Source organism: Streptomyces sp. ITFR-6 (assembly GCF_031844725.1).
In the GTDB taxonomy this organism is placed as follows: domain Bacteria; phylum Actinomycetota; class Actinomycetes; order Streptomycetales; family Streptomycetaceae; genus Streptomyces.
In genome coordinates this window covers 1,891,018-1,917,408 of sequence record NZ_CP134612.1, presented here as the reverse complement: position 1 = coordinate 1,917,408, position 26,391 = coordinate 1,891,018, and the positions used below count along the sequence as shown (strand labels likewise).

General features: G+C 69.8%; 18 protein-coding genes. 13 read left to right on the top strand and 5 right to left on the bottom strand.

Annotated features, from left to right (window positions below; all coding sequences use genetic code 11):
- Positions 1 to 29: 29 nt before the first annotated feature.
- Positions 30 to 1,493 carry a M1 family metallopeptidase gene (locus tag RLT59_RS08515; protein ID WP_311302855.1) on the top strand — a complete coding sequence of 488 codons (1,464 nt, stop codon included), beginning with the start codon at positions 30 to 32 and terminating at the stop codon, positions 1,491 to 1,493.
- Positions 1,494 to 1,626: 133 nt separating this feature from the next.
- Positions 1,627 to 3,147: a GTPase HflX gene (gene hflX, locus RLT59_RS08510; protein ID WP_311302854.1), complete on the top strand. Its 1,521-nt coding sequence runs from the start codon at positions 1,627 to 1,629 to the stop codon at positions 3,145 to 3,147.
- A 110-nt stretch (positions 3,148 to 3,257) separates the two neighbouring features.
- On the opposite strand, the gene RLT59_RS08505 is transcribed toward hflX, so the two are convergent.
- Together RLT59_RS08505 and RLT59_RS08500 are read right to left on the bottom strand one after the other, a co-directional pair.
- Complete coding sequence (locus tag RLT59_RS08505; RefSeq protein ID WP_311302853.1) at positions 3,258 to 4,430, bottom strand: trypsin-like serine peptidase; 1,173 nt, start codon at positions 4,428 to 4,430, stop codon at positions 3,258 to 3,260.
- A 210-nt stretch (positions 4,431 to 4,640) separates the two neighbouring features.
- The gene (locus RLT59_RS08500; protein WP_311302852.1) at positions 4,641 to 5,867 is read right to left on the bottom strand and encodes a trypsin-like serine peptidase; all 1,227 of its coding nucleotides are present in this window, start codon (positions 5,865 to 5,867) and stop codon (positions 4,641 to 4,643) included.
- 383 nt (positions 5,868 to 6,250) lie between these two features.
- Here RLT59_RS08500 and RLT59_RS08495 point away from each other — a divergent pair, with 383 nt between their 5' ends.
- The 5 genes from RLT59_RS08495 (at position 6,251) to RLT59_RS08475 (ending at position 14,440) form a co-directional block, all read left to right on the top strand.
- Positions 6,251 to 7,630: a diaminobutyrate--2-oxoglutarate transaminase family protein gene (locus RLT59_RS08495; protein WP_311302851.1), complete on the top strand. Its 1,380-nt coding sequence runs from the start codon at positions 6,251 to 6,253 to the stop codon at positions 7,628 to 7,630.
- A 29-nt stretch (positions 7,631 to 7,659) separates the two neighbouring features.
- Positions 7,660 to 9,552 carry an IucA/IucC family protein gene (locus tag RLT59_RS08490; RefSeq protein ID WP_311302850.1) on the top strand — a complete coding sequence of 631 codons (1,893 nt, stop codon included), beginning with the start codon at positions 7,660 to 7,662 and terminating at the stop codon, positions 9,550 to 9,552.
- Positions 9,553 to 9,617: 65 nt separating this feature from the next.
- Entirely contained in the window at positions 9,618 to 10,397 is a 780-nt protein-coding gene (locus RLT59_RS08485; RefSeq protein WP_311307650.1) for a GNAT family N-acetyltransferase, read from the top strand.
- A 60-nt stretch (positions 10,398 to 10,457) separates the two neighbouring features.
- A complete protein-coding gene (locus tag RLT59_RS08480) occupies positions 10,458 to 12,419 on the top strand; it encodes an IucA/IucC family protein (RefSeq protein ID WP_311302849.1) in 1,962 nt (653 codons plus the stop codon).
- Between the two features lie 50 nt (positions 12,420 to 12,469).
- Positions 12,470 to 14,440, top strand: coding sequence for an ATP-dependent DNA helicase (locus RLT59_RS08475; protein WP_311302848.1), 1,971 nt, complete (start codon positions 12,470 to 12,472; stop codon positions 14,438 to 14,440).
- A gap of 84 nt (positions 14,441 to 14,524) precedes the next feature.
- Here RLT59_RS08475 and lexA read toward each other — a convergent pair whose 3' ends face one another.
- Positions 14,525 to 15,319, bottom strand: coding sequence for a transcriptional repressor LexA (gene lexA, locus RLT59_RS08470; RefSeq protein WP_024489034.1), 795 nt, complete (start codon positions 15,317 to 15,319; stop codon positions 14,525 to 14,527).
- A 532-nt stretch (positions 15,320 to 15,851) separates the two neighbouring features.
- Here lexA and nrdR point away from each other — a divergent pair.
- Together nrdR and RLT59_RS08460 are read left to right on the top strand one after the other, a co-directional pair.
- Complete coding sequence (gene nrdR / locus RLT59_RS08465; RefSeq protein WP_073737717.1) at positions 15,852 to 16,364, top strand: transcriptional regulator NrdR; 513 nt, start codon at positions 15,852 to 15,854, stop codon at positions 16,362 to 16,364.
- Between the two features lie 158 nt (positions 16,365 to 16,522).
- Positions 16,523 to 19,429 carry a vitamin B12-dependent ribonucleotide reductase gene (locus tag RLT59_RS08460; RefSeq protein WP_311302847.1) on the top strand — a complete coding sequence of 969 codons (2,907 nt, stop codon included), beginning with the start codon at positions 16,523 to 16,525 and terminating at the stop codon, positions 19,427 to 19,429.
- Positions 19,430 to 19,532: 103 nt separating this feature from the next.
- Here RLT59_RS08460 and RLT59_RS08455 read toward each other — a convergent pair whose 3' ends face one another.
- Positions 19,533 to 20,069 carry a TerD family protein gene (locus RLT59_RS08455; RefSeq protein WP_311302846.1) on the bottom strand — a complete coding sequence of 179 codons (537 nt, stop codon included), beginning with the start codon at positions 20,067 to 20,069 and terminating at the stop codon, positions 19,533 to 19,535.
- Between the two features lie 239 nt (positions 20,070 to 20,308).
- Between RLT59_RS08455 and RLT59_RS08450 the strand changes: the two genes are divergently transcribed.
- From RLT59_RS08450 to RLT59_RS08435, 4 genes are all read left to right on the top strand, one after another.
- Positions 20,309 to 20,914 carry a YdbC family protein gene (locus RLT59_RS08450; protein ID WP_311302845.1) on the top strand — a complete coding sequence of 202 codons (606 nt, stop codon included), beginning with the start codon at positions 20,309 to 20,311 and terminating at the stop codon, positions 20,912 to 20,914.
- Positions 20,915 to 21,035: 121 nt separating this feature from the next.
- Entirely contained in the window at positions 21,036 to 21,695 is a 660-nt protein-coding gene (locus RLT59_RS08445; RefSeq protein ID WP_311302844.1) for a histidine phosphatase family protein, read from the top strand.
- 10 nt (positions 21,696 to 21,705) lie between these two features.
- A complete protein-coding gene (locus tag RLT59_RS08440; protein WP_311302843.1) occupies positions 21,706 to 22,602 on the top strand; it encodes an ADP-ribosylglycohydrolase family protein in 897 nt (298 codons plus the stop codon).
- A 229-nt stretch (positions 22,603 to 22,831) separates the two neighbouring features.
- Positions 22,832 to 24,652, top strand: a complete 1,821-nt coding sequence (locus tag RLT59_RS08435; RefSeq protein ID WP_311302842.1) for a DUF4153 domain-containing protein — start codon at positions 22,832 to 22,834, stop codon at positions 24,650 to 24,652.
- A gap of 180 nt (positions 24,653 to 24,832) precedes the next feature.
- Here the strand turns inward: RLT59_RS08435 and RLT59_RS08430 are convergent, their stop codons facing one another.
- Positions 24,833 to 26,386 (bottom strand): MFS transporter, encoded by a 1,554-nt coding sequence (locus RLT59_RS08430; protein ID WP_311302841.1) that lies wholly within the window; start codon positions 26,384 to 26,386, stop codon positions 24,833 to 24,835.
- Positions 26,387 to 26,391: the final 5 nt, after the last annotated feature.

The following is a 26,391-nucleotide window of genomic DNA, read 5'->3' as shown; positions in this document are numbered from 1 at the left end:
CGGGCGGGCGGCGCTGATAGCCGTAGTGCATGCCGTTCTTCTCCCGCCGCCTGCGGGCCGCTCTGCTGGCCACCGCATCGGCCACTCTCGTCGCCGCCACCCTGCCCGCACCGGTGCCGCTCGGCATCGGTGACCCGCTCTTCCCCCACCTCGGCAACCCCGGATACGACGTACTCGCCTACGACATCGGCCTCGACTACCGGGGCAGCAACAGCGAGCCGCTCGAAGCCGTCACCACGATCGACGCGCGCACGACCGGCCCGCTGGACCGGATCAACCTCGACTTCACCCGGGGCACCGTGCACTCCGTCTCCGTCAACGGCCTGCGCGCCGACTTCGCCGTCGAGGACGAGGACCTGATCGTCGAACCGCCCGGCCGGCTCCCGGCCGGTGTGCCGCTGCGGATCACCGTCCGGCACACCAGCGATCCCGGTGGCGAGCGGAACAACGGCGGCTGGGTGCCGACGGCCGACGGGCTCGCCATGGCCAACCAGGCCGACGCGGGACACCGGGTCTTCCCCAGCAACGACCACCCGTCCGACAAGGCGTACTTCACCTTCCGGATCACCGCCCCCGACGACCGGACGGTGGTGGCCAACGGGGTGCGTACCGGACGCGCCCGGCACGGCGACCGCACCACCTGGACCTACCGCACCGAACACCCGATGGCCACCGAGCTCGCCCAGGTCAGCATCGGGAAGTCCGCGGTCGTGCGGCGGACCGGGCCGCACCGGTTGCCGGTGCGCGACGTCGTGCCGGCCGCCGACCGGAAGCGGCTGGAACCATGGCTGAGCAAGACCCCGGGCCAGCTGGAATGGATGGAGAAGCAGGTCGGCCGCTACCCCTTCGAGAACTACGGCGTGCTGATCGTGAACACCGAAACCGGCTTCGAGCTGGAGACCCAGACCCTGTCGCTCTTCGAACGCCGGCTGTTCACGGACCCCGGCTTCCCCGAGTGGTACGTGGACTCGGTCATGGTCCATGAACTGGCCCACCAGTGGTTCGGTGACAGCGTCTCGCCGCAGTCCTGGTCCGATCTCTGGCTCAACGAGGGACACGCCACCTGGTACGAGGCGCGCTACGCGGAGGAGCACGGCGGCAGGACGCTCGAACGCCGGATGCGCGACGCCTACACCTACTCGGACAGCTGGCGCGCCGACGGCGGCCCGCCCGCGCGCCCGGACGCACCGGCCCCCGGCAAGAAGATCAGCCTGTTCCGGCCGGTGGTCTACGACGGCAGCGCGCTGGCCCTGTACGCGCTCCGCCAGGAGATCGGCGGCAGTGCCTTCGACCGGCTGGAGCGGCTCTGGGTCCGCAAGCACCGCGATGCCGACGCCGCCACGGCGGACTTCATCCGGCTGGCGTCCCGGGTCGCCGGACGTGACCTGAGCACGTTCTTCGACGGCTGGCTGTACGGGAGGACCACGCCGCCGATGCCCGGCCACCCGGACTGGCACAGCACGACACCGGCGGGGGGCGGGAAACCCGCGTGACGGGCCGGGGGCTGCGTGCGACTATCGACGGGTCGCCGCGGCGGCCGGACCGGAACGCTCCCCGTGCGGGAATCATCCGGGTAGGTGACGCGTTGTGACTGACGCAGACCACTCGTATCGACGTAAGGATCCAATGACCTCCTCTTCTTCCCTTCCCCAGGACGCGCAGGACGCGCAGAGCGCCACGGAGAACGCCACCGAGAGCCTCAACGAGCCCCTTCGGGCCGACGCCCTGATGGAAGAGGACGTCGCCTGGAGCCACGAGATCGACGGAGAGCGCGACGGCGAACAGCTCGACCGCTCCGAGCGCGCCGCACTGCGGCGCGTGGCGGGACTCTCCACCGAGCTTGAGGACGTCACCGAGGTCGAATACCGGCAGCTGCGCCTGGAGCGCGTGGTGCTGGTGGGCGTCTGGACCTCGGGCACCGTGCACGACGCGGAGATTTCGCTCGCCGAGCTGGCGGCCCTCGCGGAGACGGCCGGAGCCCAGGTGCTCGACGCCGTCTTCCAGCGCCGTGACAAGCCCGACGCCGCGACCTACATCGGTTCCGGCAAGGCGCTGGAGCTGCGCGACATCGTTCTCGAATCCGGGGCGGACACCGTCGTCTGCGACGGTGAGCTCAGCCCCGGACAGCTGATCCACCTGGAGGATGTCGTCAAGGTCAAGGTGGTCGACCGGACCGCCCTGATCCTCGACATCTTCGCCCAGCACGCCAAGTCCCGTGAGGGCAAGGCGCAGGTCTCACTGGCACAGATGCAGTACATGCTGCCGCGACTGCGCGGCTGGGGTCAGTCGCTCTCCCGCCAGATGGGCGGCGGCGGTTCCAGCGGCGGTGGCGGCATGGCCACCCGTGGTCCCGGTGAGACCAAGATCGAGACGGACCGGCGCCGGATCCGCGAGAAGATGGCGAAGATGCGCCGGGAGATCGCGGAGATGAAGACCGGCCGCGAGATCAAGCGCCAGGAGCGCAAGCGCAACAAGGTTCCTTCGGTCGCGATCGCCGGCTACACGAACGCCGGCAAGTCCTCCCTGCTCAACCGGCTGACCGGTGCGGGCGTACTGGTGGAGAACTCGCTGTTCGCCACCCTCGACCCGACCGTGCGCCGGGCCGAGACGCCGAGCGGCCGGATCTACACCCTGGCCGACACCGTCGGGTTCGTACGGCACCTGCCGCACCACCTCGTCGAGGCGTTCCGCTCCACCATGGAGGAGGTCGGTGAATCCGACCTGATCCTGCATGTGGTGGACGGCTCGCACCCGGTGCCGGAGGAGCAGCTGGCCGCCGTGCGCGAGGTGATCCGTGAGGTCGGCGCGGTGGACGTGCCCGAGATCGTGGTGATCAACAAGGCGGACGCCGCGGATCCGCTGGTGCTCCAGCGGCTGCTGCGCATCGAGAAGCACGCCATCGCGGTATCGGCCCGGACCGGCGCCGGTATCGACGAGCTGCTCGCGCTGATCGACGGCGAACTGCCGCGGCCCTCGGTCGAGATCGAGGCGCTCGTGCCGTACACCCAGGGCGGCCTGGTCTCCCGGGTGCACGCCGAGGGCGAGGTGATCTCCGAGGAGCACTTGGCGGAGGGCACGCTGCTCAAGGCGCTGGTGCACGAGGAGCTCGCCGCGGAGCTCTCCACGTTCGTGGCCGTGGCGCACTGACCTCGGTGCACTGACCACGGCGCACTGACCTCGGTTCGGTACCGCACAGGCCGACGGCCCGCCCCCGTACAGGGAGCGGGCCGTCGGCCTTTCGCCGTGCGGGCCGTCCGTCACCGGCCGCCGAACTTGTCGCTCATCATCGTGAAGATCTGCTCGGCGCCCTGGCCCAGGTGGGGTCCGGCCAGCCAGCCCGAAGTCACCGGGCCGATGGAGGTGTTGGAGACCAGCGCCAGCTTGCCGTCGTCCCCCTCGCTGAACCAGCCGCCGCCGGACGAACCGCCGGTCATGGTGCAGCCGATGCGGTACATCGTGGGGGTGGCGGGGCTGATGGAGAGCCGGCCGGGGCGGTCGACGCACTTGTGCATGATCAGGCCGTCGTACGGCGGGGCGGCCGGGTAGCCCCAGGCGCCCATCGCGTTGATCTGCTTGGCCTCGGGGGCGTCGAAGTCGACCGCCAGGGCGTTGCCCACGGTCTCCTCCAGGGACTTGGTGCCCTTCTCCGGCTTCACGTGCAGCACCGCGTAGTCGTACGGCGCGCCCTCGCCGCCGGTGGGGCCGCCGTCGGCCAGCCACTCGCCGGAGGTGGTGGCCCAGTCGGCCCAGTAGGCGCCGTACGGGGCGATCTCCTGCGGCTGCGCGTTCCGCAGCGCGGCGGCGTCCTTGCCCTGGTCGTTGTATGCGGGGACGAAGACGATGTTGCGGTACCAGCCGCCCTTGGAACCGGCGTGGACGCAGTGGCCGGCGGTCCACACCAGGTTGGACCTGCCCGGGTTCTTCGGGTCCTTCACGACCGTGCCCGAGCAGACCATGTGGCCCTCGGGGGAGTCGAAGAACACCTTGCCGACCGGGGCCGCGTAGTTGTGGTACGGCGTCTTCTCGCGCTCGGCCGTGACCGGCTTCGGCTCCGGATCGCTGACGCCCTGGTCGCCGGAGAAGTCGCCGGCGGACATGGTCTTGGCGGGGTCCTTGGCGGACTTCATCCGGTCGGGCTTCCACAGCCCGTCGATGACCGGGTTCACGAAGTCCTTGGCCTCACGCAGCCACTTGTCCTTGTCCCAGTTCTTCCACTCGCCGTTCTTCCACTTCTCCGGGTCCACGCCGTGCTTCTTCAGCGTGTCGGCCAGACCGGCGGACAGGCCGCCTTCACTGGCGCCGGCACCGGCGGACTCGGTGGCGGCGGGCTTGTCGGCTGCCTGGTCCTCGCTCGGACCGCAGGCCGTGGCGGTCAGCGCCAGGGCGGCGACGAGACCGGTGGCCGCGAGCAGCGGACGTATGAATCGCATGGAAGAGATTCCCCCTGAAATCTGAAAACGGCATAAACACGCCATGTGGCATGAGCGTGTCATGCGAAACGCCGGTCGGACCGGCTGTCGGAGATGACGCGGACCACCCTATGGCGGCCCGAACCGAGGTTCTGCCGGAGCCGGAGGCCACTGACCGGCCGTCACCCGCGCCTGTGCGGGTGACGGCCGGCCCCTACCGTTCCGGGTACTTCACTGTCCCGCGTACTTCTTGCTGACCGAGTCGTAGACGCCCTTGGCTTCCTTGCCGAGGCGCGGTCCGGCCAGCCAGCCGGCCGTCACCGGGCCGATGGAGGTGTTCGAGACCAGCGCCGGCTTGCCGTCCTGGCCCGCCGCGACCCAGCCGCCACCGGAGGAACCACCGGTCATGGAGCAGCCGATCCGGTACATCGTCGGGTCGTCCTTCGTGAGCGACAGTCGGCCCGGCTTGTCCTTGCACTGGAACAGCTTCTGACCGTCGTACGGCGGAGCGGCCGGGTAGCCGGTAGCCGTCATGTCGGCGATCTTCGGCACGGCCGGGGCGTTGAAGTCGACCGGCAGCGCCGAACCGACCGTCTCCTCCAGGGACTTGCCGTCCGAGCCCTTCTCCGGCGTCACATGCAGCACCGCGAAGTCGTACGGAGCGCCCAGCCCGCCGACCGAGGCGCCCTGGTCGATCCACTGCTCGGAGGTCTGTGCCCACGCACCCCACCACACGCCGTACGGGGCGACCTTCTCCTTGGGCGGGTTGTTCTGGAGCTCAGCGGTGGACAGACCGCTGTCGTTATAGGACGGCACGAAGGCGATGTTGCGGTACCAGCCGCCCTTCTTGCCGGCGTGGACGCAGTGGCCCGCGGTCCACACCATGTTGGACTTGCCGGGGTGCGCCGGGTCCTTCACCACGGTCGCCGAACAGACCATGGAGCCCTCGGGGGAGTCGAAGAACAGCTTCCCGGACTCGGCGGCGTTGGCGTGGAGCGGCGTATTCACGCCCACGGCTCGGACCGGCGCCGGGGTCGGGTCGGTCACCCCCTCGTCACCCGAGATGTCGTTGTCGACGGGCTTCTCGGGCGTCTTGTCGGCGTCCCGCATCCGGTCCGGGTCCCAGAGGCCCGCGATGATCGGATTGATGAAGTCCTTGGCCTCACGCAGCCACTTGTCCCTGTCCCAGTTCTTCCACTCGCCGTTCTTCCAGTGGCTGAGGTCGATCCCGTGCTCCTTGAGCCGGTCCTTCAGATCGTCCGGGACGGTGATCTTGCTGTCCGACGTCTGCCCCGCGGAACTGGCGCTCGGCTCGGCATTCGCACTGTCGTCGTCCGGCCCGCAGGCGGTCGCGGTGAGTGCGAGGACGGCGGCGACCGCCGCGGTGGCGAGCACGGGAGAGGGGCGACGGGCGCTCCTCTCGCGGCGTGCGGTGGCTGCTGGTCGAATGAGTCGCATCTGGTGATCCCCCTGGGACTTCGTAACTCAACACTTCTGTACTGCACTTCTGTACTGCACTTCTGTACGGCGCACCGCACTTCCTCGCAGCACACCGGCCCCTCCCGGATGGTGCTCCGGGACTGCTCCGGTGGTGCCGCGGCCCCCGGGGAGCTGTCCCCGGCGCTCGGCGCGGTCCCCCACTATGCCGGTGCCGGTGTTGACGGTGTACGGCAGGGGCATGGTTCCGCTCCGCAAGGATCTTCGGATTTACCCGTGATCCTCCGCGTCCGGCGTCGTTGGTACGAACGGGGGACACAGGGACAGAGTTCACCCCCGCAGCCCGTCCCTGCGCAATCGTGCTGACGTGCAACGCAACTGTTACAGCGGGAGGATCAAGAGCCGTGGCCGTGACCGAACCAGCTCCGGCGGCACCGCCCGCGGCGTACGAGGGAATCCTGCGCCGCCAGACGATGCGCGAGTCGGCCGCCCGTACCTACGCCCGGTCGCTGCCGATCGTCCCGGTACGCGCCCGTGGGCTGACCATCGAGGGCGCGGACGGCCGGCGCTACCTCGACTGCCTCTCCGGCGCGGGGACGTTGGCCCTCGGGCACAATCACCCGGTCGTCCTGGAAGCGATCAAGAAGGTCCTCGATTCGGGTGCGCCCCTGCACGTCCTCGACCTGGCCACCCCGGTCAAGGACGCCTTCACCACCGAGCTGTTCGCCACGCTGCCACGTGAGTTCGCGGACGACGCGCGGATCCAGTTCTGCGGACCGGCCGGTACGGACGCCGTCGAGGCGGCGTTCAAGCTCGTCCGCGCCGCCACCGGGCGTAGCGGACTGCTCGCCTTCACCGGCGCCTATCACGGCATGACGTCCGGTGCCCTCGCCGCGTCCGGCGGCGCCGAGGACGTCACGGTGACCCGCCTCCCGTTCCCGCAGGACTACCGCTGCCCCTTCGGCATCGGCGGCGAACGCGGCGCGCGGATCGCCGCGCGGTGGACCGAGACGGTGCTGGACGACCCCAAGAGCGGAACACCGACGCCTGCCGGAATGATCCTGGAACCGGTGCAGGGCGAGGGCGGCGTCAACCCCGCCCCGGACGGCTGGCTGCGCCGGATGCGGGAGATCACCGCCTCCCGTTCCATCCCGCTGATCGCTGATGAGGTCCAGACCGGCGTCGGCCGGACCGGTGCCTTCTGGGCTGTTGAGCACAGCGCAGTCGTTCCCGATGTGATGGTGCTCTCCAAGGCCATCGGCGGCTCCCTTCCGCTCGCTGTCATCGTCTACCGCTCAGAACTGGACACCTGGCAGCCCGGTGCCCACGCGGGCACGTTCCGCGGCAACCAGCTCGCCATGGCGGCGGGCACCGCCACCCTCGCCCACGTCCGGGAGAACCGGCTGGCCGAGCGCGCCGGGACCCTCGGCGCCTGGATGCTGGCGAGGCTGCGGGCCCTTGCCGCGGACCACCCCTGCATCGGTGACGTCCGCGGCCGGGGCCTGATGATCGGCGTGGAGCTCGTCGACCCCGAGGCGGCCCCGGTGGACGGAGCGAGCGAGGCCCCGCCCGACCCCGTCCTCGCCGTCGCCGTCCAGCAGGAGTGCCTGCGCCGAGGTCTCATCGTCGAACTCGGCGGCCGTCATTCCACGGTCGTACGTCTGCTACCTCCCCTCACGCTCACCGACGAACAGGCAGAGGCGGTCATCGACCGCCTCGCCGATGCCATGGCAGCCGCGGAGCGCTCACCGCACCGACGGACCGCGACCGGGTCGATCCGCTGACCCCGGACACCATCACAGGAAAGACCGCCGTGAACCCCACCCCCGCGCCCGAGGCCGACGGCCCTCCCTCCACCCACCACCGAGGAGAGGCCGGAAAGCACGGCCACCTCGCCGTCGAGCCGCCGACCGTGCCGCGCCAGAAGGAGATGCCGCACGGTCACTGGCACGCCGCCAGGACGACGCCCGCCTGCCCGGCACCGGCCGCCGACCCCCTGGACCACCCGGACCCGCTCCGGGCCGCGGACGCCGCCGGCATCGAGAACCTGCTGCGCTGCTGGGTCCGCGAATGCGACCTCCCCCGGCCGGAGGGGGAGACCCTCCGCATCCCGCTGCCCGCGAGCGGCACCGCCCTCCTCGTCCCCGTCCGCCACTGGTCCGCCACGGGCTGGCACCGCTTCGGCGTACCCGTCCTGGCACAGGCACCCGACGGAGCGCCCGGCGCGGACGCCGTCACCGTCGCCGCACTCCTCGGCCGCGAGGCCGACCACAACGAGGGCGCGGACATGGTGGGAAGGGTGGCTGACTCGGTGCGGCGAACCGCCGTATTCATCGACGGGCAGCGGCGCCGACCCACCGCACCCGCCGAGGCCGACCTCTTCCTCAGTGCCGAGCAGTCCCTGCTCCTGGGACATCCGCTGCACCCCTCTCCCAAGAGCCGCGAAGGCCTCTCCGACTCCGAATCCCGCCTCTACTCACCCGAGTTGCACGGCTCCTTCCCTCTCCACTGGATGGCCGTCGACCGGTCCGTACTGGCAGCCGACTCCGCATGGACCGACCAGGGCCGTCCGGTGCCGGCGACCGAACTCGTGGCCCGGCACGCCAAGGGCCTGCCGTTCCCCGAGCACACCACACCGATCCCACTGCACCCCTGGCAGGCCAGGGATCTGGCGAACCGCCCCGAGGTCGCCGCCCTCCTCGACGCCGGACTCGTGCACGACCTGGGCCCCTACGGCGAGCGCTGGCACCCCACCTCCTCGGTACGCACCGTGCACCGGCCCGGCGTCGACACCATGCTGAAACTCTCCCTCGGCCTGCGTATCACCAACTCCCGTCGTGAGAACCTCCGTAAGGAACTCCACCGCGGGGTGGAGGTCCACCGACTGCTGCGCAGCGGGCTCGCCACACAGCTGCACCTCGCCCATCCCGGCTTCGACATCGTCCGGGACCCGGCATGGCTCGCGGTCGACACCCCGGACGGCGAGCCCGTACACGGCTTCGACGTCATGCTGCGCCACAACCCCTTCGGCCGGCACGACGACGCGGTCTGCATCGCCGGGCTCACCGCGCCGCGCCCCTGGCCGGAGCGGGCAGGCATGCACTCACGCCTCGCCGACATCGTCCGCCGGCTCGCCGCTGCCACCGGACGGACCACGACCGCCGTCGCCGCCGAGTGGTTCCTGCGCTACCTCGACCGGGTTGTCCGGCCGGTGCTCTGGCTCGACGGGCACGCAGGGGTCGCACTCGAAGCCCACCAGCAGAACACCCTGGTGGTGCTCGACGCCGAAGGCTGGCCGGTCGGTGGCCGCTACCGCGACAATCAGGGCTACTACTTCCGTGAATCACACCGCCCGGCACTTGAGCGGAGGCTTCCCGGCATCGGATCGGTCAGCGACACCTTCGTCTCCGACCCCGTCACCGACGAACGCTTCGCGTACTACCTCGGTATCAACAACGTGTTCGGACTGATCGGAGCGTTCGGTGCCCAGCGGCTCGCTGACGAACAGATGCTCCTCGCCGCCTTCCGCCGGTTCCTCGGAGTGGCGAGCGGGCTGGGCTCCCCGCTCCCCGCACACCTGCTGGAAACCCCGCGCCTGCGCTGCAAGGCCAACATGCTGACCCGGCTGCACGGCCTCGATGAACTCGTGGGCCCTGTCGACACCCAGTCCGTCTATGTCACCATCACCAACCCCCTCTGCGGCTGAAGGAATCCCGCTGGGTGCCCGAAGGAACCTCGTCGTCCGAATTGCTGAGAGAGGAGAGCACCACCGTGCCTCCCGCCGACGCGTACGCCGACCCCGGAACCGGCCCCGCCCCCAGTGCCGGATCGGGCGTCGAGGACACACCGGACCTACCGGGCACCCATGAACTCCTCGCGTCCCCGGCCGAGGACATACCCGGTGCACCCTCCACGCCCAGCCTGACCGGCGCACTCGGCGTATCCGGTGCACCTGTCACCGGGAACGCCGCAGGCGTCTCAGAGCTGCTCGACCGGCCGGCCGCGTGGCAGCCCGCCACCACACCGGCCGGAGTGTTCCAGCTCGTCCCCGTACAGCTGGAGCGCGACCTCGCGGTGATCAGCCGCTGGATGAACGACCCTGCCGTCGCGGCTTTCTGGGAGCTCGCCGGAGCCGAATCCGTCACAGCGGACCATCTGCGGCCCCAACTCGACGGCGACGGACGCAGCCTTCCCTGTCTCGGGGTGCTGTCAGGCATTCCCATGAGTTATTGGGAGATCTACCGCGCCGATCTGGACCCGTTGGCCCGCCACTATCCCGCCCGCTCGCATGACACCGGAATCCACCTCCTCATCGGTGAGATCAACAACCGCGGCCGTGGAGTCGGCGCCATGCTGCTCCGGGCCGCCTCCGACCTCGTACTCGACAACCGTCCCCTGTGTACCCGGGTCGTCGCCGAACCCGACTTTCGTAACACCCCTTCCGTCTCCGCCTTTCTCAGCGCCGGATTCCGCTTCTCCGCGGAGGTCGAACTCCCGGACAAGCGGGCCGCGCTGATGATCCGCGACCGTGCCCACCGTGCCCAGCTGTGAACCAACCGCTGCCTTGTCTACACCGCTCGAAGCCCATCGGTTCCATCCCGAGGAGTCCCCGTGCCCACATATCCCGCGAGCCATGATTCAGCGGAGTCGCCCGCGCTGCTCAGCACTCCAGAACTGAACCGGGCGGTGTGGGACCGAGCCGCCGCCCGGATGCTTGCCAAGATGCTCGGCGAATTCGCCTACGAGGAAGTCATCCAGCCGGTCGTGCGATCTGCCGGGACCGGTACGTACACCCTTGTGCTGGACGACGGCGGAAGCCTGATCTTCACCGCCGGCCGGGGGGTCTACGGCAGTTGGCGGGTCGCCCCCGACTCGATCCGCGAGGCGACGACGGCCGAGACCGAGGCGCACGCCCTCGCCGCCCGGGAAGCGACCGCCCCAGCAACGACCGCCGCCTCAGAAGCCTCAGAAGCCCCAGAAGTCCCAGAAGCCGCCGCGGTATCCGGTGCGTCGCCCGCAGCCGAAACGCCCACGGGCGTCCCCTTCCGCGACCCGCTGCTCTTCCTCGCCCGCGCCCGCCGCCTGCTCGGGATCGACGGCGCCACCCTCGGCCACCTGGTGCGCGAGCTCACCACCACACTCACCGCCGACGCTCGCCTCGACCACAGCGCGCTCACGGTCTCCGAACTGGCCGACCTCGACTACGCGGAACTCGAAGGACACCAGACCGGCCACCCCTGGATCGTCGCGAACAAAGGGCGGCTCGGGTTCTCCGCCACCGACGCCTCCCTCTTCACCCCCGAGGCCCGCAGGCCGGTCCGGCTGCCGTGGATCGCGGTCTCCTCCCGGATCGCCGCCTACCGGGGCGTGAACTCACTCGCCGACGCCGAGCAGCTCTACGCCACGGAGCTCGACCCGACGGTCCGCGAGTCCTTCGCCGCGACCCTGCGCACCCGGGGCCTGGACCCCGACGACTACTACTGTCTGCCCGTGCACCCCTGGCAGTGGGACGAATGGATCGTGCCGCTGTTCGCCCCGGCCATCGCCGCGAACGAGATCGTCCCCCTGCACGCCGACCCGGATCTGCGGCTTCCGCAGCAGTCCATCCGTACCTTCGCCAACCTGGAACGGCCCGACCGGCACACCGTCAAGCTGCCCTTGTCGATCCTCAACACACTGGTCTTCCGCGGTCTCCCGACCGAACGCACCCTCGCCGCCCCCGCCGTCACCGGCTGGGTCCAGGGGCTGCGCGACAACGATCCCTTCCTGCGCGACACCTGCGGCGTCATCCTGCTAGGAGAGGTCGCGTCGGTCACCGTCGAGCACCCGCTGTACGACCACCTCCCCGAGACGCCGTACCAGTTCAAGGAGATCCTCGGCGCGATCTGGCGCGAACCCCTCCTCCCTCGCCTGGCGCCCGGCGAGCGGGCCCGCACCCTCGCCTCCCTGCTGCTCACCGACCCGCAGGGCCGCGCCTTCACCGCCGAGCTGGTCGCCCGCTCGGGACTGACCCCCACCGCGTGGCTGAGCCGGCTCTTCGCCGCCCTGCTCCCACCGCTGCTGCACTTCCTCTACCGCTACGGCACCGTCTTCTCGCCCCACGGAGAGAACGCCATCGTCGTCTTCGACAGCCAGGACGTCCCCGTCCGCCTGGCGATCAAGGACTTCGTCGACGACGTGAACATCAGCGCCCGGCCGCTGCCGGAGCACGACGCCATGCCGGACGACGTACGTCGCGTGCTGCTCACGGAGGAGCCCGGCTTCCTCACCCAGTTCATCCACTCCGGTCTCTTCACCGGAGTCTTCCGCTTCCTCTCCCCGCTCTGCGAGGAGCAGCTCGGTGTACCGGAGACCGAATTCTGGTCACTCGTCCGGACGGAGATCCTGCGCCACCACGCCCGTTTCCCCGAGCTGAAGGAGAGGTTCGAGATGTTCGACATGCTGACGCCGCGCATCGAACGTCTCTGCCTGAACCGCAACCGGCTGCATCTGGACGGCTACCGGGACCGGCCCGAGCGACCGCACGCGGCGGTCCACGGCACCGTGGCCAACCCGCTCCACCCCTCCGCGTGAGGCCGGGAGTGACCGCCGTTGTCAGTGGAGCCCCGTAGGCTGGTCGGGCTATGACGAAGCCACCTCTCCCCGAGCTCCTGCACGCCGCCGTGACCGCCGTCGGAGGTACGGAGCGGCCTGGTCAGGCCGCCATGGCCGACGCCGTCGCCGAGGCCGTAGACGACCAATCCCACCTGCTCGTCCAGGCCGGCACCGGCACCGGAAAGTCGCTGGGCTACCTGGTGCCCGCCCTGGCGCACGGCGAGCGTGTCGTGGTCGCCACGGCCACCCTGGCCCTCCAGCGCCAGCTGGTGGAGCGGGACCTGCCGCGTACGGTCGACGCGCTGCATCCGCTGCTGCGCCGCCGTCCCCAGTTCGCGATGCTCAAGGGCCGGTCGAACTACCTCTGTCTGCACCGCCTCCACGAAGGAGTGCCGCAGGATGAGGAGGAGGGTCTCTTCGACCAGTTCGAGGCCGCGGCCCCGTCGAGCAAGCTCGGTCAGGACCTCCTGCGGATGCGGGACTGGTCGGACGAGACGGAGACCGGCGACCGCGACGATCTGACGCCGGGGGTCTCCGACCGGGCCTGGGCGCAGATCTCCGTCTCCTCACGCGAGTGCCTGGGCGCCACCAAGTGCGCGTACGGGGCGGAGTGCTTCGCGGAGCAGGCCCGTGAGCGGGCGAAGCTCGCCGATGTGGTGGTCACCAACCACGCGCTCCTCGCCATCGACGCCATCGAGGGCGCTCCGGTGCTCCCGCAGCACGAGGTGCTGATCGTCGACGAGGCCCATGAGCTGGTCTCCAGGGTCACCGGAGTGGCCACCGGTGAGCTCACCCCCGGCCAGGTCGGCCGCGCGGTTCGGCGCGCCGCGAAGCTGGTCAACGAGAAGGCCGCAGACGCGCTGCAGAGCGCGTCGGAGGGTTTCGAGCGGGTGATGGAGCTGGCGCTCCCCGGCCGCCTGGAAGAGGTGCCGGAGGATCTCGGCTACGCGCTGATGGCCCTGCGGGACGCCGCGCGTACGGTGATCTCCGCCCTGGGCTCCACCCGGGACAAGTCCGTCCAGGACGAGGACGCCGTGCGCAAGCAGGCTCTGGCTTCGGTGGAGACCATCCACGGGGTCGCGGAACGCATCACGCAGGGCTCCGAGTACGACGTCGTCTGGTACGAACGTCACGACCGTTTCGGCGCCTCCGTACGGGTCGCCCCGCTTTCCGTCTCCGGACTGCTGCGCGAGAAGCTGTTCACGGACCGCTCGGTCGTCCTCACCTCGGCCACGCTGAAGCTCGGCGGCGATTTCAACGGGGTCGGCGCGTCACTCGGGCTCGCCCCCGAGGGCACCGCGGGTGACGACATTCCGCAGTGGAAGGGGCTCGACGTCGGCTCGCCCTTCGACTACCCGAAGCAGGGGATCCTGTACGTCGCCCGGCATCTGGCGACGCCCGGCCGGGAGGGCTCCCGCACCGACATGCTGGACGAGCTGGCCGATCTGGTGGAGGCCGCGGGCGGGCGCACTCTCGGGCTGTTCTCCTCCATGCGGGCCGCCCAGGCGGCCGCAGAGGAGCTGCGGGGGCGGCTGGACAGGCCGATCCTGCTCCAGGGCGAGGAGACGCTGGGGGAGCTGATCAAGAACTTCGCGGCGTCCCCGGAGACCTGCCTCTTCGGCACGCTGTCGCTCTGGCAGGGGGTGGACGTCCCCGGCGCGAGCTGTCAGCTGGTGGTCATGGACCGGATCCCGTTCCCCCGCCCCGACGACCCGCTGATGAGCGCGCGCCAGAAGGCGGTCGAGGAAGCGGGCGGCAACGGCTTCATGGCGGTCGCGGCGACCCACGCCGCGCTGCTGATGGCACAGGGCGCGGGCCGGCTCGTCCGTGCCACGGGTGACAAGGGCGTCGTCGCGGTGCTCGATCCGCGTCTCGCCAATGCCCGGTACGGGAGTTATCTGCGGGCCTCGCTCCCCGACTTCTGGTACACGACCGACCGCAATCAGACGCGTCGCTCGCTGGCGGCGATCGACGCCGCCGCGAAGGCCGAGGGCAAGTAGGCCCGTACAGGGTCCCCGGTCGTGTGGATGGGGCCCGGAAACCGGCACTACCGGTTTCCGGGCCCCATCCACACGGTGGAGACGTCACACCCTCCGCAGCACCGCCACGACCTTGCCGAGAATGGTCGCCTCGTCGCCGGGAATCGGCTGGTACGCGGAGTTGTGGGGGAGCAGCCAGACATGACCGTCCTCCCGCTTGAAGCGCTTGACCGTGGCCTCGCCCTCCAGCATCGCCGCGACAATGTCGCCGTTCTCCGCCACGGGCTGGCGCCGGACAGTGACCCAGTCCCCGTCGCAGATCGCAGCTTCGATCATCGAGTCGCCGACGACCTTGAGGACGAAGAGCTCGCCGTCACCGACCAGCTGGCGGGGGAGCGGAAAGACATCCTCCACGGACTCCTCTGCGAGGATCGGACCACCGGCCGCGATCCGGCCCACCAGCGGTACGTACGAAGCCGCGGGCTTCCCGGTGGTGTCCGTGGGCTGCGTGCTGGGCTGGTCCGAACCGCGAACCTCGTACGCCCGGGGGCGGTGGGGGTCGCGGCGCAGGAAACCCTTGCGTTCCAGAGCCATGAGCTGGTGCGCGACGGAGGACGTACTGGAAAGGCCCACCGCCTGGCCGATCTCCCGCATGGACGGGGGGTATCCCCGCCGCTGCACGGAATCCCGGATGACCTCGATCACTCGCCGCTGCCGGTCCGTGAGCCCCGAGCTGTCCGCCCGGATTCCAGGAGGTCGCCCGGGAAGCGAGCGCGCTGGGCGCGCGGGCTCGGGCCCCTCCGTGTTCGTGGCTGAGTCATTCATGGCATGCACCGGCTCGCGTCGGCTCTGGGAGCGGTCCTGGGCAGTGATGATGGCACTGTCTGCGGTGGTGGTCACGTCGGCCCCTCTCGAATGGTCTCCCTAGCTGCACAACGGTAGTAGCTTTCGAAAGGTTGCGCCAAACACACGTTCGAGTGAAAAACAAATAAAAGCCTGTTGGGCTTGCATTGCTAGGTGTATGAGCGAAGCCGCGATACGCGCCGCCCGCCGTCGAGTCGAACGGCAATTCGGACCATTACGGTAGCCTTCGCGGCCGCGGGGGTGTCGCGCGGGGTCGCCGTCCGAGCCGCTGTCCGGCCTCCCGCGCGCCCCGGGAGCCGCCGCCCCGCAATCGATGGGGCCACATGCTTCCCGTACTCTCTTGCTCGGTCGTACGCTGCCTTCCGGCCGCCCGTGGCGCACGACACGCGCTAGGGCCAAATGCGCGGTCAAACCCAAGATCTAGTGGTTGGATTGCCTCGATCGCCCAGAGGTTGTGGTCCCCGTCTTTCGGGGGTGCGGTCATCGCCTATGCTTGAGACTGCTTCGAAGGCCCCTCGCGGGGCCTGATGAGGCCATTCAGTCGTGCTGTGAAGGAGGGTTGGGAGCCATGCACTGCCCCTTCTGCAGGCACCCCGACAGCCGGGTCGTCGACAGTCGCACCACCGACGACGGGACCTCGATCCGCCGGCGCCGCCAGTGCCCCGACTGCTCCCGCCGTTTCACGACGGTGGAGACCTGCTCGCTCATGGTGGTGAAGCGCAGCGGCGTGACCGAGCCCTTCAGCCGCACCAAGGTCATCTCCGGCGTGCGCAAGGCGTGCCAGGGGCGGCCGGTCACCGAGGACGCCCTCGCCAAGCTCGGCCAGCGGGTCGAGGAGGCGGTGCGTGCGACCGGCAGCGCCGAGCTGACCACTCACGATGTGGGACTGGCCATTCTCGGCCCCTTGCAGGAGCTCGACCTGGTCGCGTACCTGCGGTTCGCATCCGTGTACCGGGCGTTCAACAGCCTCGAAGACTTCGAGGCCGCCATCGTGGAACTCCGCGAACAGCGGCCTCCCGTAGAAGGATGCGGGACCGGCGAGACCCTTGAGGTCCCCGTTCCCGCCGTCGCCGCCGACTGAGCGGCGCAGGCCGACCGCCGCCGGCCCCCGGACCGGCGGCCGGGTGGCACGCAGACCTGCTCCGGATGCCCCACGCGGCGTCCGAAGTACCAGACACACACTGCGCCGGGGAAGTTCTCGGCACTTCAGGGCGTTTTTGTTCACATATGGGAGGCGGCATGACAGAGACGGCGAGCGGCCCGGCACGAGGTTCCCGCAACAAGGGAGCCAAGTCGACTGCGACCAAGCAGGGCCTGCGTATCGAGCGCATCCACACCACCCCCGGCGTGCATCCGTACGACGAGGTGGCGTGGGAGCGCCGTGACGTCGTCATGACCAACTGGCGCGACGGCTCGATCAACTTCGAGCAGCGTGGCGTCGAGTTCCCCGACTTCTGGTCGGTGAACGCGGTCAACATCGTCACCAGCAAGTACTTCCGTGGGGCCGTAGGCACCCCGCAGCGCGAGACCGGTCTGCGACAGCTCATCGACCGGATCGTGAAGACCTACCGGAAGGCCGGAGAGGACTTCAACTACTTCAGCTCTCCGGCGGACGCGGAGATCTTCGAGCACGAGCTGGCGTACGCCCTCCTGCACCAGATCTTCAGCTTCAACTCGCCGGTCTGGTTCAACGTGGGCACGCCTCAGCCGCAGCAGGTCTCCGCCTGCTTCATCCTGGCCGTCGACGACTCCATGGAGTCGATCCTCGACTGGTACAAGGAAGAGGGGATGATCTTCAAGGGCGGCTCCGGCGCAGGCCTGAACCTCTCCCGCATCCGCTCCTCCAAGGAGCTCCTCTCCTCCGGCGGAAACGCCTCCGGTCCGGTCTCCTTCATGCGCGGCGCCGACGCGTCCGCCGGAACGATCAAGTCCGGTGGCGCCACCCGCCGTGCGGCCAAGATGGTCATCCTCGACGTCGACCACCCCGACATCGAGAACTTCATCGAGACCAAGGTGAAGGAGGAGGAGAAGATCCGCGCCCTGCGCGACGCGGGCTTCGACATGGACCTGGGCGGCGACGACATCACGTCCGTCCAGTACCAGAACGCCAACAACTCGGTCCGGGTGAACGACGAGTTCATGAAGGCCGTCGAGTCCGGCGGGAAGTTCGGGCTGCGCGCCCGGATGACCGGTGACGTCATCGAAGAGGTCGAGGCCAAGTCCCTCTTCCGCAAGATGGCGGAGGCCGCCTGGGCCTGTGCCGACCCGGGCATCCAGTACGACGACACGATCAACCAGTGGCACACCTGCCCCGAGTCCGGCCGGATCAACGGCTCGAACCCGTGCAGCGAGTACATGCACCTGGACAACACCTCGTGCAACCTCGCCTCGCTGAACCTGATGAAGTTCCTCAAGGACGACGGCAAGGGCAACCAGTCCTTCGAGTCCGAGCGCTTCGCCAAGGTCGTCGAGCTGGTCATCACCGCGATGGACATCTCCATCTGCTTCGCGGACTTCCCGACCCAGAAGATCGGCGAGAACACCCGCGCGTTCCGTCAGCTCGGCATCGGCTACGCCAACCTCGGCGCCCTGCTGATGGCGACCGGCCACGCGTACGACAGTGACGGCGGCCGCGCGCTCGCCGGCGCCATCACCTCGCTGATGACCGGCACCTCCTACCGTCGCTCCGCTGAGCTGGCGGCGGTCGTCGGCCCGTACGACGGCTACGCCCGTAACGCCGAGCCGCATCAGCGCGTCATGAAGCAGCACTCCGACGCCAACGCGGTGGCCGTGCACGCCGACGACCTGGACAACCCGATCTGGGCCGCCGCCACGGAGGCCTGGCAGGACGTCATCCGGCTCGGCGCGAAGAACGGTTTCCGTAACGCTCAGGCCTCGGTCATCGCACCCACCGGCACCATCGGTCTCGCGATGTCCTGCGACACCACCGGCCTGGAGCCCGACCTCGCCCTGGTCAAGTTCAAGAAGCTGGTCGGCGGCGGCTCGATGCAGATCGTCAACGGCACCGTTCCGCAGGCGCTGCGCCGCATGGGGTACTCGGAGGAGCAGATCGAGGCGGTCGTCGCCCACATCGCCGAGAACGGCAATGTGATCGACGCGCCCGGCCTGAAGCCTGAGCACTACGAGGTCTTCGACTGCGCGATGGGCGAGCGTTCCATCTCGGCCATGGGCCACGTGCGCATGATGGCGGCCATCCAGCCGTGGATCTCCGGCGCGCTCTCCAAGACGGTGAACCTGCCGGAGACGGCCACCGTCGAGGACGTCGAGGAGGTCTACTTCGAGGCCTGGAAGCTGGGCGTGAAGGCGCTCGCGATCTACCGCGACAACTGCAAGGTCGGCCAGCCCCTCTCCACCAAGAAGTGGGAGGAGAAGAAGGACGAGGTCAAGGCCAAGGCCGAGGACACCATCCGTACCGCGGTCGAGAAGGTCGTCGAGTACCGCCCGGTCCGCAAGCGTCTGCCCAAGGGCCGGCCCGGCATCACCACCTCGTTCACGGTGGGCGGCGCCGAGGGCTACATGACCGCCAACTCCTACCCGGACGACGGTCTCGGTGAGGTCTTCCTGAAGATGTCCAAGCAGGGCTCGACCCTCGCGGGCATGATGGACGCCTTCTCCATCGCCGTCTCGGTCGGTCTGCAGTACGGCGTCCCGCTGGAGACGTACGTCTCGAAGTTCACCAACATGCGCTTCGAGCCGGCCGGCATGACGGACGACCCGGACGTGCGGATGGCGCAGTCGATCGTCGACTACATCTTCCGTCGCCTGGCGCTCGACTTCCTGCCGTTCGAGACCCGCTCGGCACTCGGCATCCACTCGGCCGACGAGCGTCAGCGCCACCTCGACACCGGTTCGTACGAGGCCTCGATGGACGAGGACGAGATGGACGCGGAGAGCCTGGCCCAGTCCGCCCCCGTACGGTCGGCGGAGCCGCTGAAGGCGGTCGCCCCCGTGCGTGAGGCGGGGAAGCCGGACGCGAGGACCGCGCACACCTCGGCGGAGCTCGTCGAGATGCAGCTGGGCATCAGCGCTGACGCCCCGCTCTGCTTCTCCTGCGGTACGAAGATGCAGCGCGCCGGATCCTGCTACATCTGCGAGGGCTGCGGCTCGACCAGCGGTTGCAGCTGATCCAGGCCGTCTGAGGCGCGGCGTCTGAGCCGCGCCCGGTGGCGGGCCATGGGGCGGGAAGATCTCCTCGGAGACCTTCCCGCCCCGTCCCGTACCCGGAGTCTCAGGCTCCGGACGGGCGGTCTCCCATCGTCGCGGCGAACGAGTCGGCGTCGCCGTCGAAGCCCCGTACCGTGTCGTGGAACTGCCAGGCACCCGTGGTGTCCCGGACGAACTCGGCGACGACCGCCGCCGTCGCGCCGCCGACCGACGAGAAGTCGTTCTCGGCCAGTATGTCGTAGCCCTCGCGGACCTGTACGGCGGTGTTCTCCACGGCGTCGAAGGTCTTGTGGCCGTCGCGCTGCTGTATGGCCACACCGACGATGACCCGGGTGTACGACTCCGACAGCCGGTCCAGCTCCAGCGTCATCACCTCGTCGAACCCCAGCCCCTGACCGGTCCTGCTGTCCCGGTCGAGCGTGATCGTGCCGTCGGGCGCACGGCTGTCGAAGTGGACGAGGTAGGCGGGGCTGCCGTACGGCTCCTCGGTCGAGTAGGTCGCCGCGATGATGTCGAGGTCATTGGGGGGATCGCCGTGAGGGCTGGGGTCCCACTTGACCCTCACCTCGACCTTCTCGATGTCCTTGTTGGGCGTGCTCATCGGACTTCCCTCCTTCGCCCGTGGGGCCGTCGCCCCGGCTCTATCACCAGATCATCTCCGTAACTGTCGGTGAAACCAACCGGCTTGGCCACGGGCGGCGGAATCGGGCCACCGCCCGGTCCGGGCACCCGGGTACGGAATCCGCCGCGGCGGTCCGCGCCGGACCGTCGCACGGCCGGTTCCGGTGCACTCCGCGAGAGAGTGACCCACGCCACGTCCGTCACCCGTACGATGGAGCCGTGCTGGTCAAGTGGATTCGCTGCAATGTGGTCGACCGTCGCGGTTTCGAGCGGGGGCAGCGCAAATGGGCGGGGCTGCTGGGGGAGCCGGGGTTCAGGGGACAGGGTGGTGGCTGGAGCCGTGGCCGGCCGGAGGTGGCGCATGTCTTCGCGTTCTGGGAGAACCGGGTCTTCTACGACTCGTTCATGGCGCGCGGGCACGACGCCCTGGCCGCCGCGCAGTCGGGCACGTGCAACGACATACAGGTCAAGCTTTTCGAATACCGCTTCGACGTGAAGACCGGCTTCGAACCCGGGTTCACCGACGCGGACGTGCTCAGGGTGGCGCACAGCAGGGTGCACGAGGACCGCGTCGAGCACTTCGCGCTGATGCAGCAGCGGGTATGGAATCCGGCGATGGCCGGCTCGCCCGGGATGCTGCGAGGGGTCTTCGGAGAGGCGCCGGGCCATGAGTTCCTGGTCCTCTCCATGTGGCAGTCGAGCGCGGAACGCGGCAAATACCGGGCGGGGAGTGTCGAACGGCTCGCGCAGCGGGCGCAGACCGAGGACGACGTGGCGGCGCTCTCCGGCGACGTCGTGCAGCTCGAACCGTCGTGGACGGTGTGAGCGGACCGGGCGCCCCGGCCGCACCCGTTCCATGCGAGGGCCGCGAGCCGGCCCATCGCCCGACGCGGCGACCGGAGGCCGACGCTCACGACCTCGCGCACCGGGTCGTTAGGGTCGGTACATGGCAAGACCGCAACGCATTGTCCTCGTCCGCCACGGCGAGTCCGAGGGCAATGCCGACGACACGGTGTACGAACGTGAGCCCGATCATGCGCTGAGGCTCACCTCGACAGGTCTGCGGCAGGCCCGGGAGACCGGGGTGCGGCTGCGCGAGCTCTTCGACGGCGAGCAGGTCAGCGTGTACGTCTCGCCCTACCGCCGCACGCACGAGACGTTCAGGTCCTTCGGCCTCGACCTCGAACGCGTGCGGGTGCGGGAGGAGCCCCGGCTGCGTGAGCAGGACTGGGGGAACTGGCAGGAACGGGACGACGTCAAGCTCCAGAAGGCGTACCGGGACGCCTACGGGCACTTCTTCTACCGCTTCGCACAGGGCGAGTCCGGGGCGGATGTCTACGACCGGGTGGGAGCCTTCCTGGAGAGCCTGCACCGGAGCTTCGAGGATCCGGACCACCCGCCGAACGTCCTGCTGGTCACGCACGGTCTGACCATGCGGCTGTTCTGTATGCGCTGGTTCCACTGGTCCGTGGCCGAATTCGAATCTCTCTCGAATCCGGGCAACGGCGAGTCCCGGACGCTGGTGCTGGGCAAGGACGGGCGCTACACACTTGACCGGCCGTTCGAGCGCTGGCGCACCCCTGAGCCGTACGGCATCACCGGATAGAGTGGAACCGATGACCGAATCGGCTTCCGACCAGCGCTTCGAACGCGCCCTTGCCAGCCTGCGCGGCCTCTCCGTGGGAGACGCCCTGGGCTCACAGTTCTTTGTGCCCGCCAACTACCCGCTGCTTAAGGACCGACTCCTGCCACGGGGGCCCTGGCAGTGGACCGACGACACGGAAATGGCCTGTTCGGTCCTGTCCGTACTCCGCGAGCACGACCGTGTCGATCAGGACGCGCTCGCCCGTTCCTTCGCGGTACACCACGATTTCGACCGAGGCTACGGCCCCGCCGTGAACCGCCTGCTCAGGCTGGTCCGGGAGGGCGGAGACTGGCGGGAGCTGGCCTCCGCGCTCTTCAACGGCCAGGGTTCGTGGGGCAACGGTTCGTCGATGCGCATCGCCCCGCTCGGTGCCTGGTACGCGGACGACCCCGAGCAGGCCACGCACCAGGCCGAGATCTCCTCGTACCCGACCCACCAGCACCGGGAAGCGGTCGTGGGAGCGATGGCCGTGGCAGCCGCCGCCTCGCTCGCCGCATCGCCCACCGGGCCGCCGAAGCCGGCCGACCTCCTCGACGGCGTCATCGCGCTCGTACCGCGCAGCGCGGTCGGTGCGGGACTGCGCAGGGCCCGCGACATGCTCGACTACCGCGACGCCGGAACGGTCGCCGCGGTGCTCGGCAACGGCCGACGCACCAGCGCGCACGACACCGTCCCCTTCGCCCTCTGGTCCGCGGCCCGCAGCCTCGGCGATTTCGAGCAGGCCTTCTGGGTGACCGCGCAAGCCGGCGGAGACGTCGACACGACCTGCGCGATCGTCGGCGGGGTGGTCGCGGCGGGCGCGTGCGGCGCACCACCGTCGGACTGGACCGCGAAGACGGAGCGGCTGCCCGACTGGATGGCGCGGTAACGGACCCGGCCGCGGGGCTGGACGGCTCGGCGGAAGCGGCGCGCCGTACCCGAGTGTCACGGTACTGCCACAGCGCTTCCCCGTTCGGCCCGTGACGGTAACGGGGGGTTACTCTTTCGGCCACGCCGCCCTCGGTGATCATTACGACGGGCGCGCACCGATAGAGACGCCGGGGAGCCGCGCGCTGCCCAGGGCTCGCGTGGGCGGACCTCGGTGGGGGAGGGGTCCCATGTCCGATCACATACCAGAATTACCCCGGCCCGAGCGCGCGCCGGGGGCGTTGGAGCCGGTGGACCAGCCCGGACCGGCCGAGGCGGGAGCGCCCGAGCCGGTGCCGGCCGCGGTGCAGATGTCCAAGCCCGTACCGGCGCCCACGCGGTCCGGAGCGCCGGGCTCCGACGTACCGGACGAGCGCGCCGCGTTGCCCGAGCCGCCGAAGGTCCCGGCCTACGCGCGGCAGCCGCACCCGCGGCAGCCGTCCTCGCCCTGGGCGCACTCAGGCAGGCAGACGCCCTCGGAGCTCACCCGGATCCGCCCCGCCGCACCCGGGCCCGTCCCTGCGGCCACTCTCTGGTCCGTCCTGGCCACCGCGCTGCTCAGCGCCCTGCTGCTCGGTGACGGGATCGGCCCGAACCTGTTCGTCGTGGCGGTCCCCGCGGCGCTCGCGGCGTACTTCGCCGCGCGGCCGGCCGGCCGTGGGCTGCGCCCGTGGACCGCCGTCTGGGCCGTCGGCGGCCTCGCACTCCTCGCCGTACCGGCACTCCGCGACGCGGGCTGGCCGGTCTTCCTCGCCGTCGTGTCCGCCGTGGCGGTCGGTTCGCTCGCGCTGCACGGCAGCCGGGGCTGGCTCGGGATCTTCCTCGGTTCGCTGGGACTGCTCACCTCCGTCGCCGGATCGCTGGGCTGGGGCGTCCACGGGGTACGCGACCGGATGGCCGACTCCCGCGGGCGCTGGGGCGTCGCGTTCCGCTCCACGGCCGCCGCGGTCGTGCTGCTCATCGTGTTCGGGGCGCTCTTCGCGAGCGCCGATGCCGCGTTCGCCGACGTGCTGGGCAGCTTGATCCCCGATGTGTCGGTGGGTGAGGGCCCGTGGCGGCTGTTCCTCGCCGCGGCGGGGCTCGTGGGCGCGCTCGCGGCCGCGTACACCGCCGCCGCACCGGTCCGATGGGACGCGCTCACCGTTCCTTCCGGCCCGGCGCGCGGGCGGTTGGAGTGGGCGCTCCCGCTGATCGTCCTGAACCTGCTCTTCGCCGGCTTCCTCGCCATCCAGCTCACGGTGCTGCTCGGCGGCTACGACAAGGTGATGGCCGAGACCCATCTCAGCTACGCCCAGTACGCCCGGGAGGGCTTCTGGCAACTGCTCTGGGCCACCGTCCTCACGCTGCTGGTCATCGCCCTCGCACTCCGCTGGGCGCCGCGCGGCGGAGCACGCGACCGTACGCTCGTGCGCTCCGTGCTCGGCACGCTGTGTCTGCTCACGCTCGTCGTCGTCGCCTCCGCGCTGCGGCGCATGGATCTGTACGTCGATGCCTATGGCCTGACCCGGCTGCGCATCTCCGTGGCCGCGGTCGAGCTCTGGCTGGGCGTGGTCCTCCTGCTGATCATGGCGGCCGGGGTGTTCGGCGCGAAGATGCTCCCGCGCGCCGTCGCCGCGAGTGCGGCCGCCGGCGTACTGGCCTTCGGGCTGGTCTCACCGGACGGGCTGATCGCCGAACAGAACGTCCAGCGGTACAGCGACCATCATTCGATCGACATTCAGTACCTCCGCGGCCTCTCCGCCGATGCCGTGCCAGCCCTGGACACGTTGCCGGAGCCGCTGCGCTCGTGCGCCCTCGAAGAGATCCAGCGGACACTGGGAGGCTCGGACGCGCCCTGGTACGCGACGAGCTGGGGCGAGGCGCGGGCCCGGGACATTCTCGGTGACTGGGATCCCGGTGCGCGGGCGCGCGACTGCCAGGGACTGGGGTCGGGCGACATGGGGAACGAACGAGGCGACGGGGACGGCGGTACAGGCGGGGACGACTCGTACGATCCGTACGACCCCTACTGATCCGCGGGTCCCGTACACCTCGTAAGCCTCGTACGTCACTGCTGATCACCCGGCCTGTCCGGCCGGAACCGGCTGATCACTCGGGCCCCGACTGTCCGGACGGCCGGAACCGGACCGGGTTCGTCCGCACGGAAGAATCCGGTCCGCTTCCGGCGGACTCGTCCGTACGGCGGCTGCGCGTTAGGCGGCAGCTCCCCCCGCCGATGCCTTGCCGCTCAGCGCGTCCAGATCGCTCTTGCGCACCCGGATCACCAGAGCCGCGGTGAGCAGGGCGAGGGCCGCCATGGCCACCGCCGTGATGAACGCGGTGGAGATGCCCTGCGCGAGCACCTGGTGCCCCCAGTTCCCCGGCAGCTCGTGGGTCCTGGCGAACTCCGCCTTCTGTTCGGGCGAGGCCTTCGCCAGGAACTGCGGAACCTGCTTCTCCGCCTCGTTGCGGCTCGCCGTGCCGAAGACGGTGACCAGGATCGAGAGCCCCAGCGAACCACCTACCTGCTGGCTCGCGTTGAGCAGACTGGAAGCCGCCCCCGCCTCGTGCTGGGCGACGCCGGAGACCGCGGTGAGGGTGAGCGTCACGAAGTTCAGCCCCATGCCGACGCCGAAGAACATCATTGGTCCCAGCACTCCGGACAGGTAGCCGCTGTCGGAGGATATGAACGTGAGCCAGCCGAGACCGACAACGGTGAGTGCCGAGCCGGTGACCATGAACGGCTTCGGTCCGAGGACCGGGAGCAGCCGCTGCGAGAGTCCGGCTCCGGCGGCGATCGCGACGGCCACGGGCAGGAAGGCCAGGCCCGATTGGATCGGTGTGTAGGCCAGTACGTTCTGCACGAACAGCACGATGAAGAAGAACATGCCGAGCATCGCCGCGGACAGACTGAGCATGATGACGTACGTTCCGGAGCGGTTGCGGTCGGCGAACATCCGCAGTGGGGTGATCGGCTCCCTGGCGCGGATCTCGATGAGGACGAACGAGGCGAGCAGCACGACCGCGGCGCCGAGCGAACTCAGTGTGAGGGAGTCGCTCCAGCCCTCCTCCGACGCCCTGATGAACCCGTACACGAGCGAGGCCATGCCCAGCGTCGAGGTCAGGGCTCCGGATATGTCGAAGCGGCCCGGATGCCTCTGCGACTCGTTGGTGTACAGCGGAGCGAGTACGGCGATCAGAACGCCGATCGGCACGTTGACGAAGAAGACCCAGCGCCAGTCCAGCCATTCGGTGAGCATTCCGCCCGCCAGCAGGCCGACCGCGCCACCGCCCGCCGACACGGCGGCGAAGACACCGAAGGCGCGGTTGCGCTCCGGGCCCTCCGGGAAGGTGGTGGTGATGAGGGCGAGTGAAGTCGGTGAGGCGATCGCGCCGCCGATGCCCTGGAGCGCGCGGGCCGCCAGCAACTGCCAGGGCTCCTGGGCGAATCCGCCGAGCAGTGAGGCCAGGGTGAAGATCAGGATTCCGGCCATGAAGACCCGGCGGCGGCCGAGGATGTCCCCGGCGCGCCCGCCGAGCAGCAGCAGCCCGCCGAAGGTGAGTGTGTAGGCGCTGAGGACCCAGGAGAGATCGGTGGTCGAGAAGCTCAGGGCGTTCTGGATGTGCGGGAGTGCGATGTTGACGATCGTGGCATCGAGCACAACCATCAACTGGCAGGCGGCGATGACGGTCAGGGCGATACCCGGGCGGCCCTGCCGGCGTGCCGGGCTCGGTGCGTCCCGTGCTTCTAACTGAGAGGTTGTCACTATGG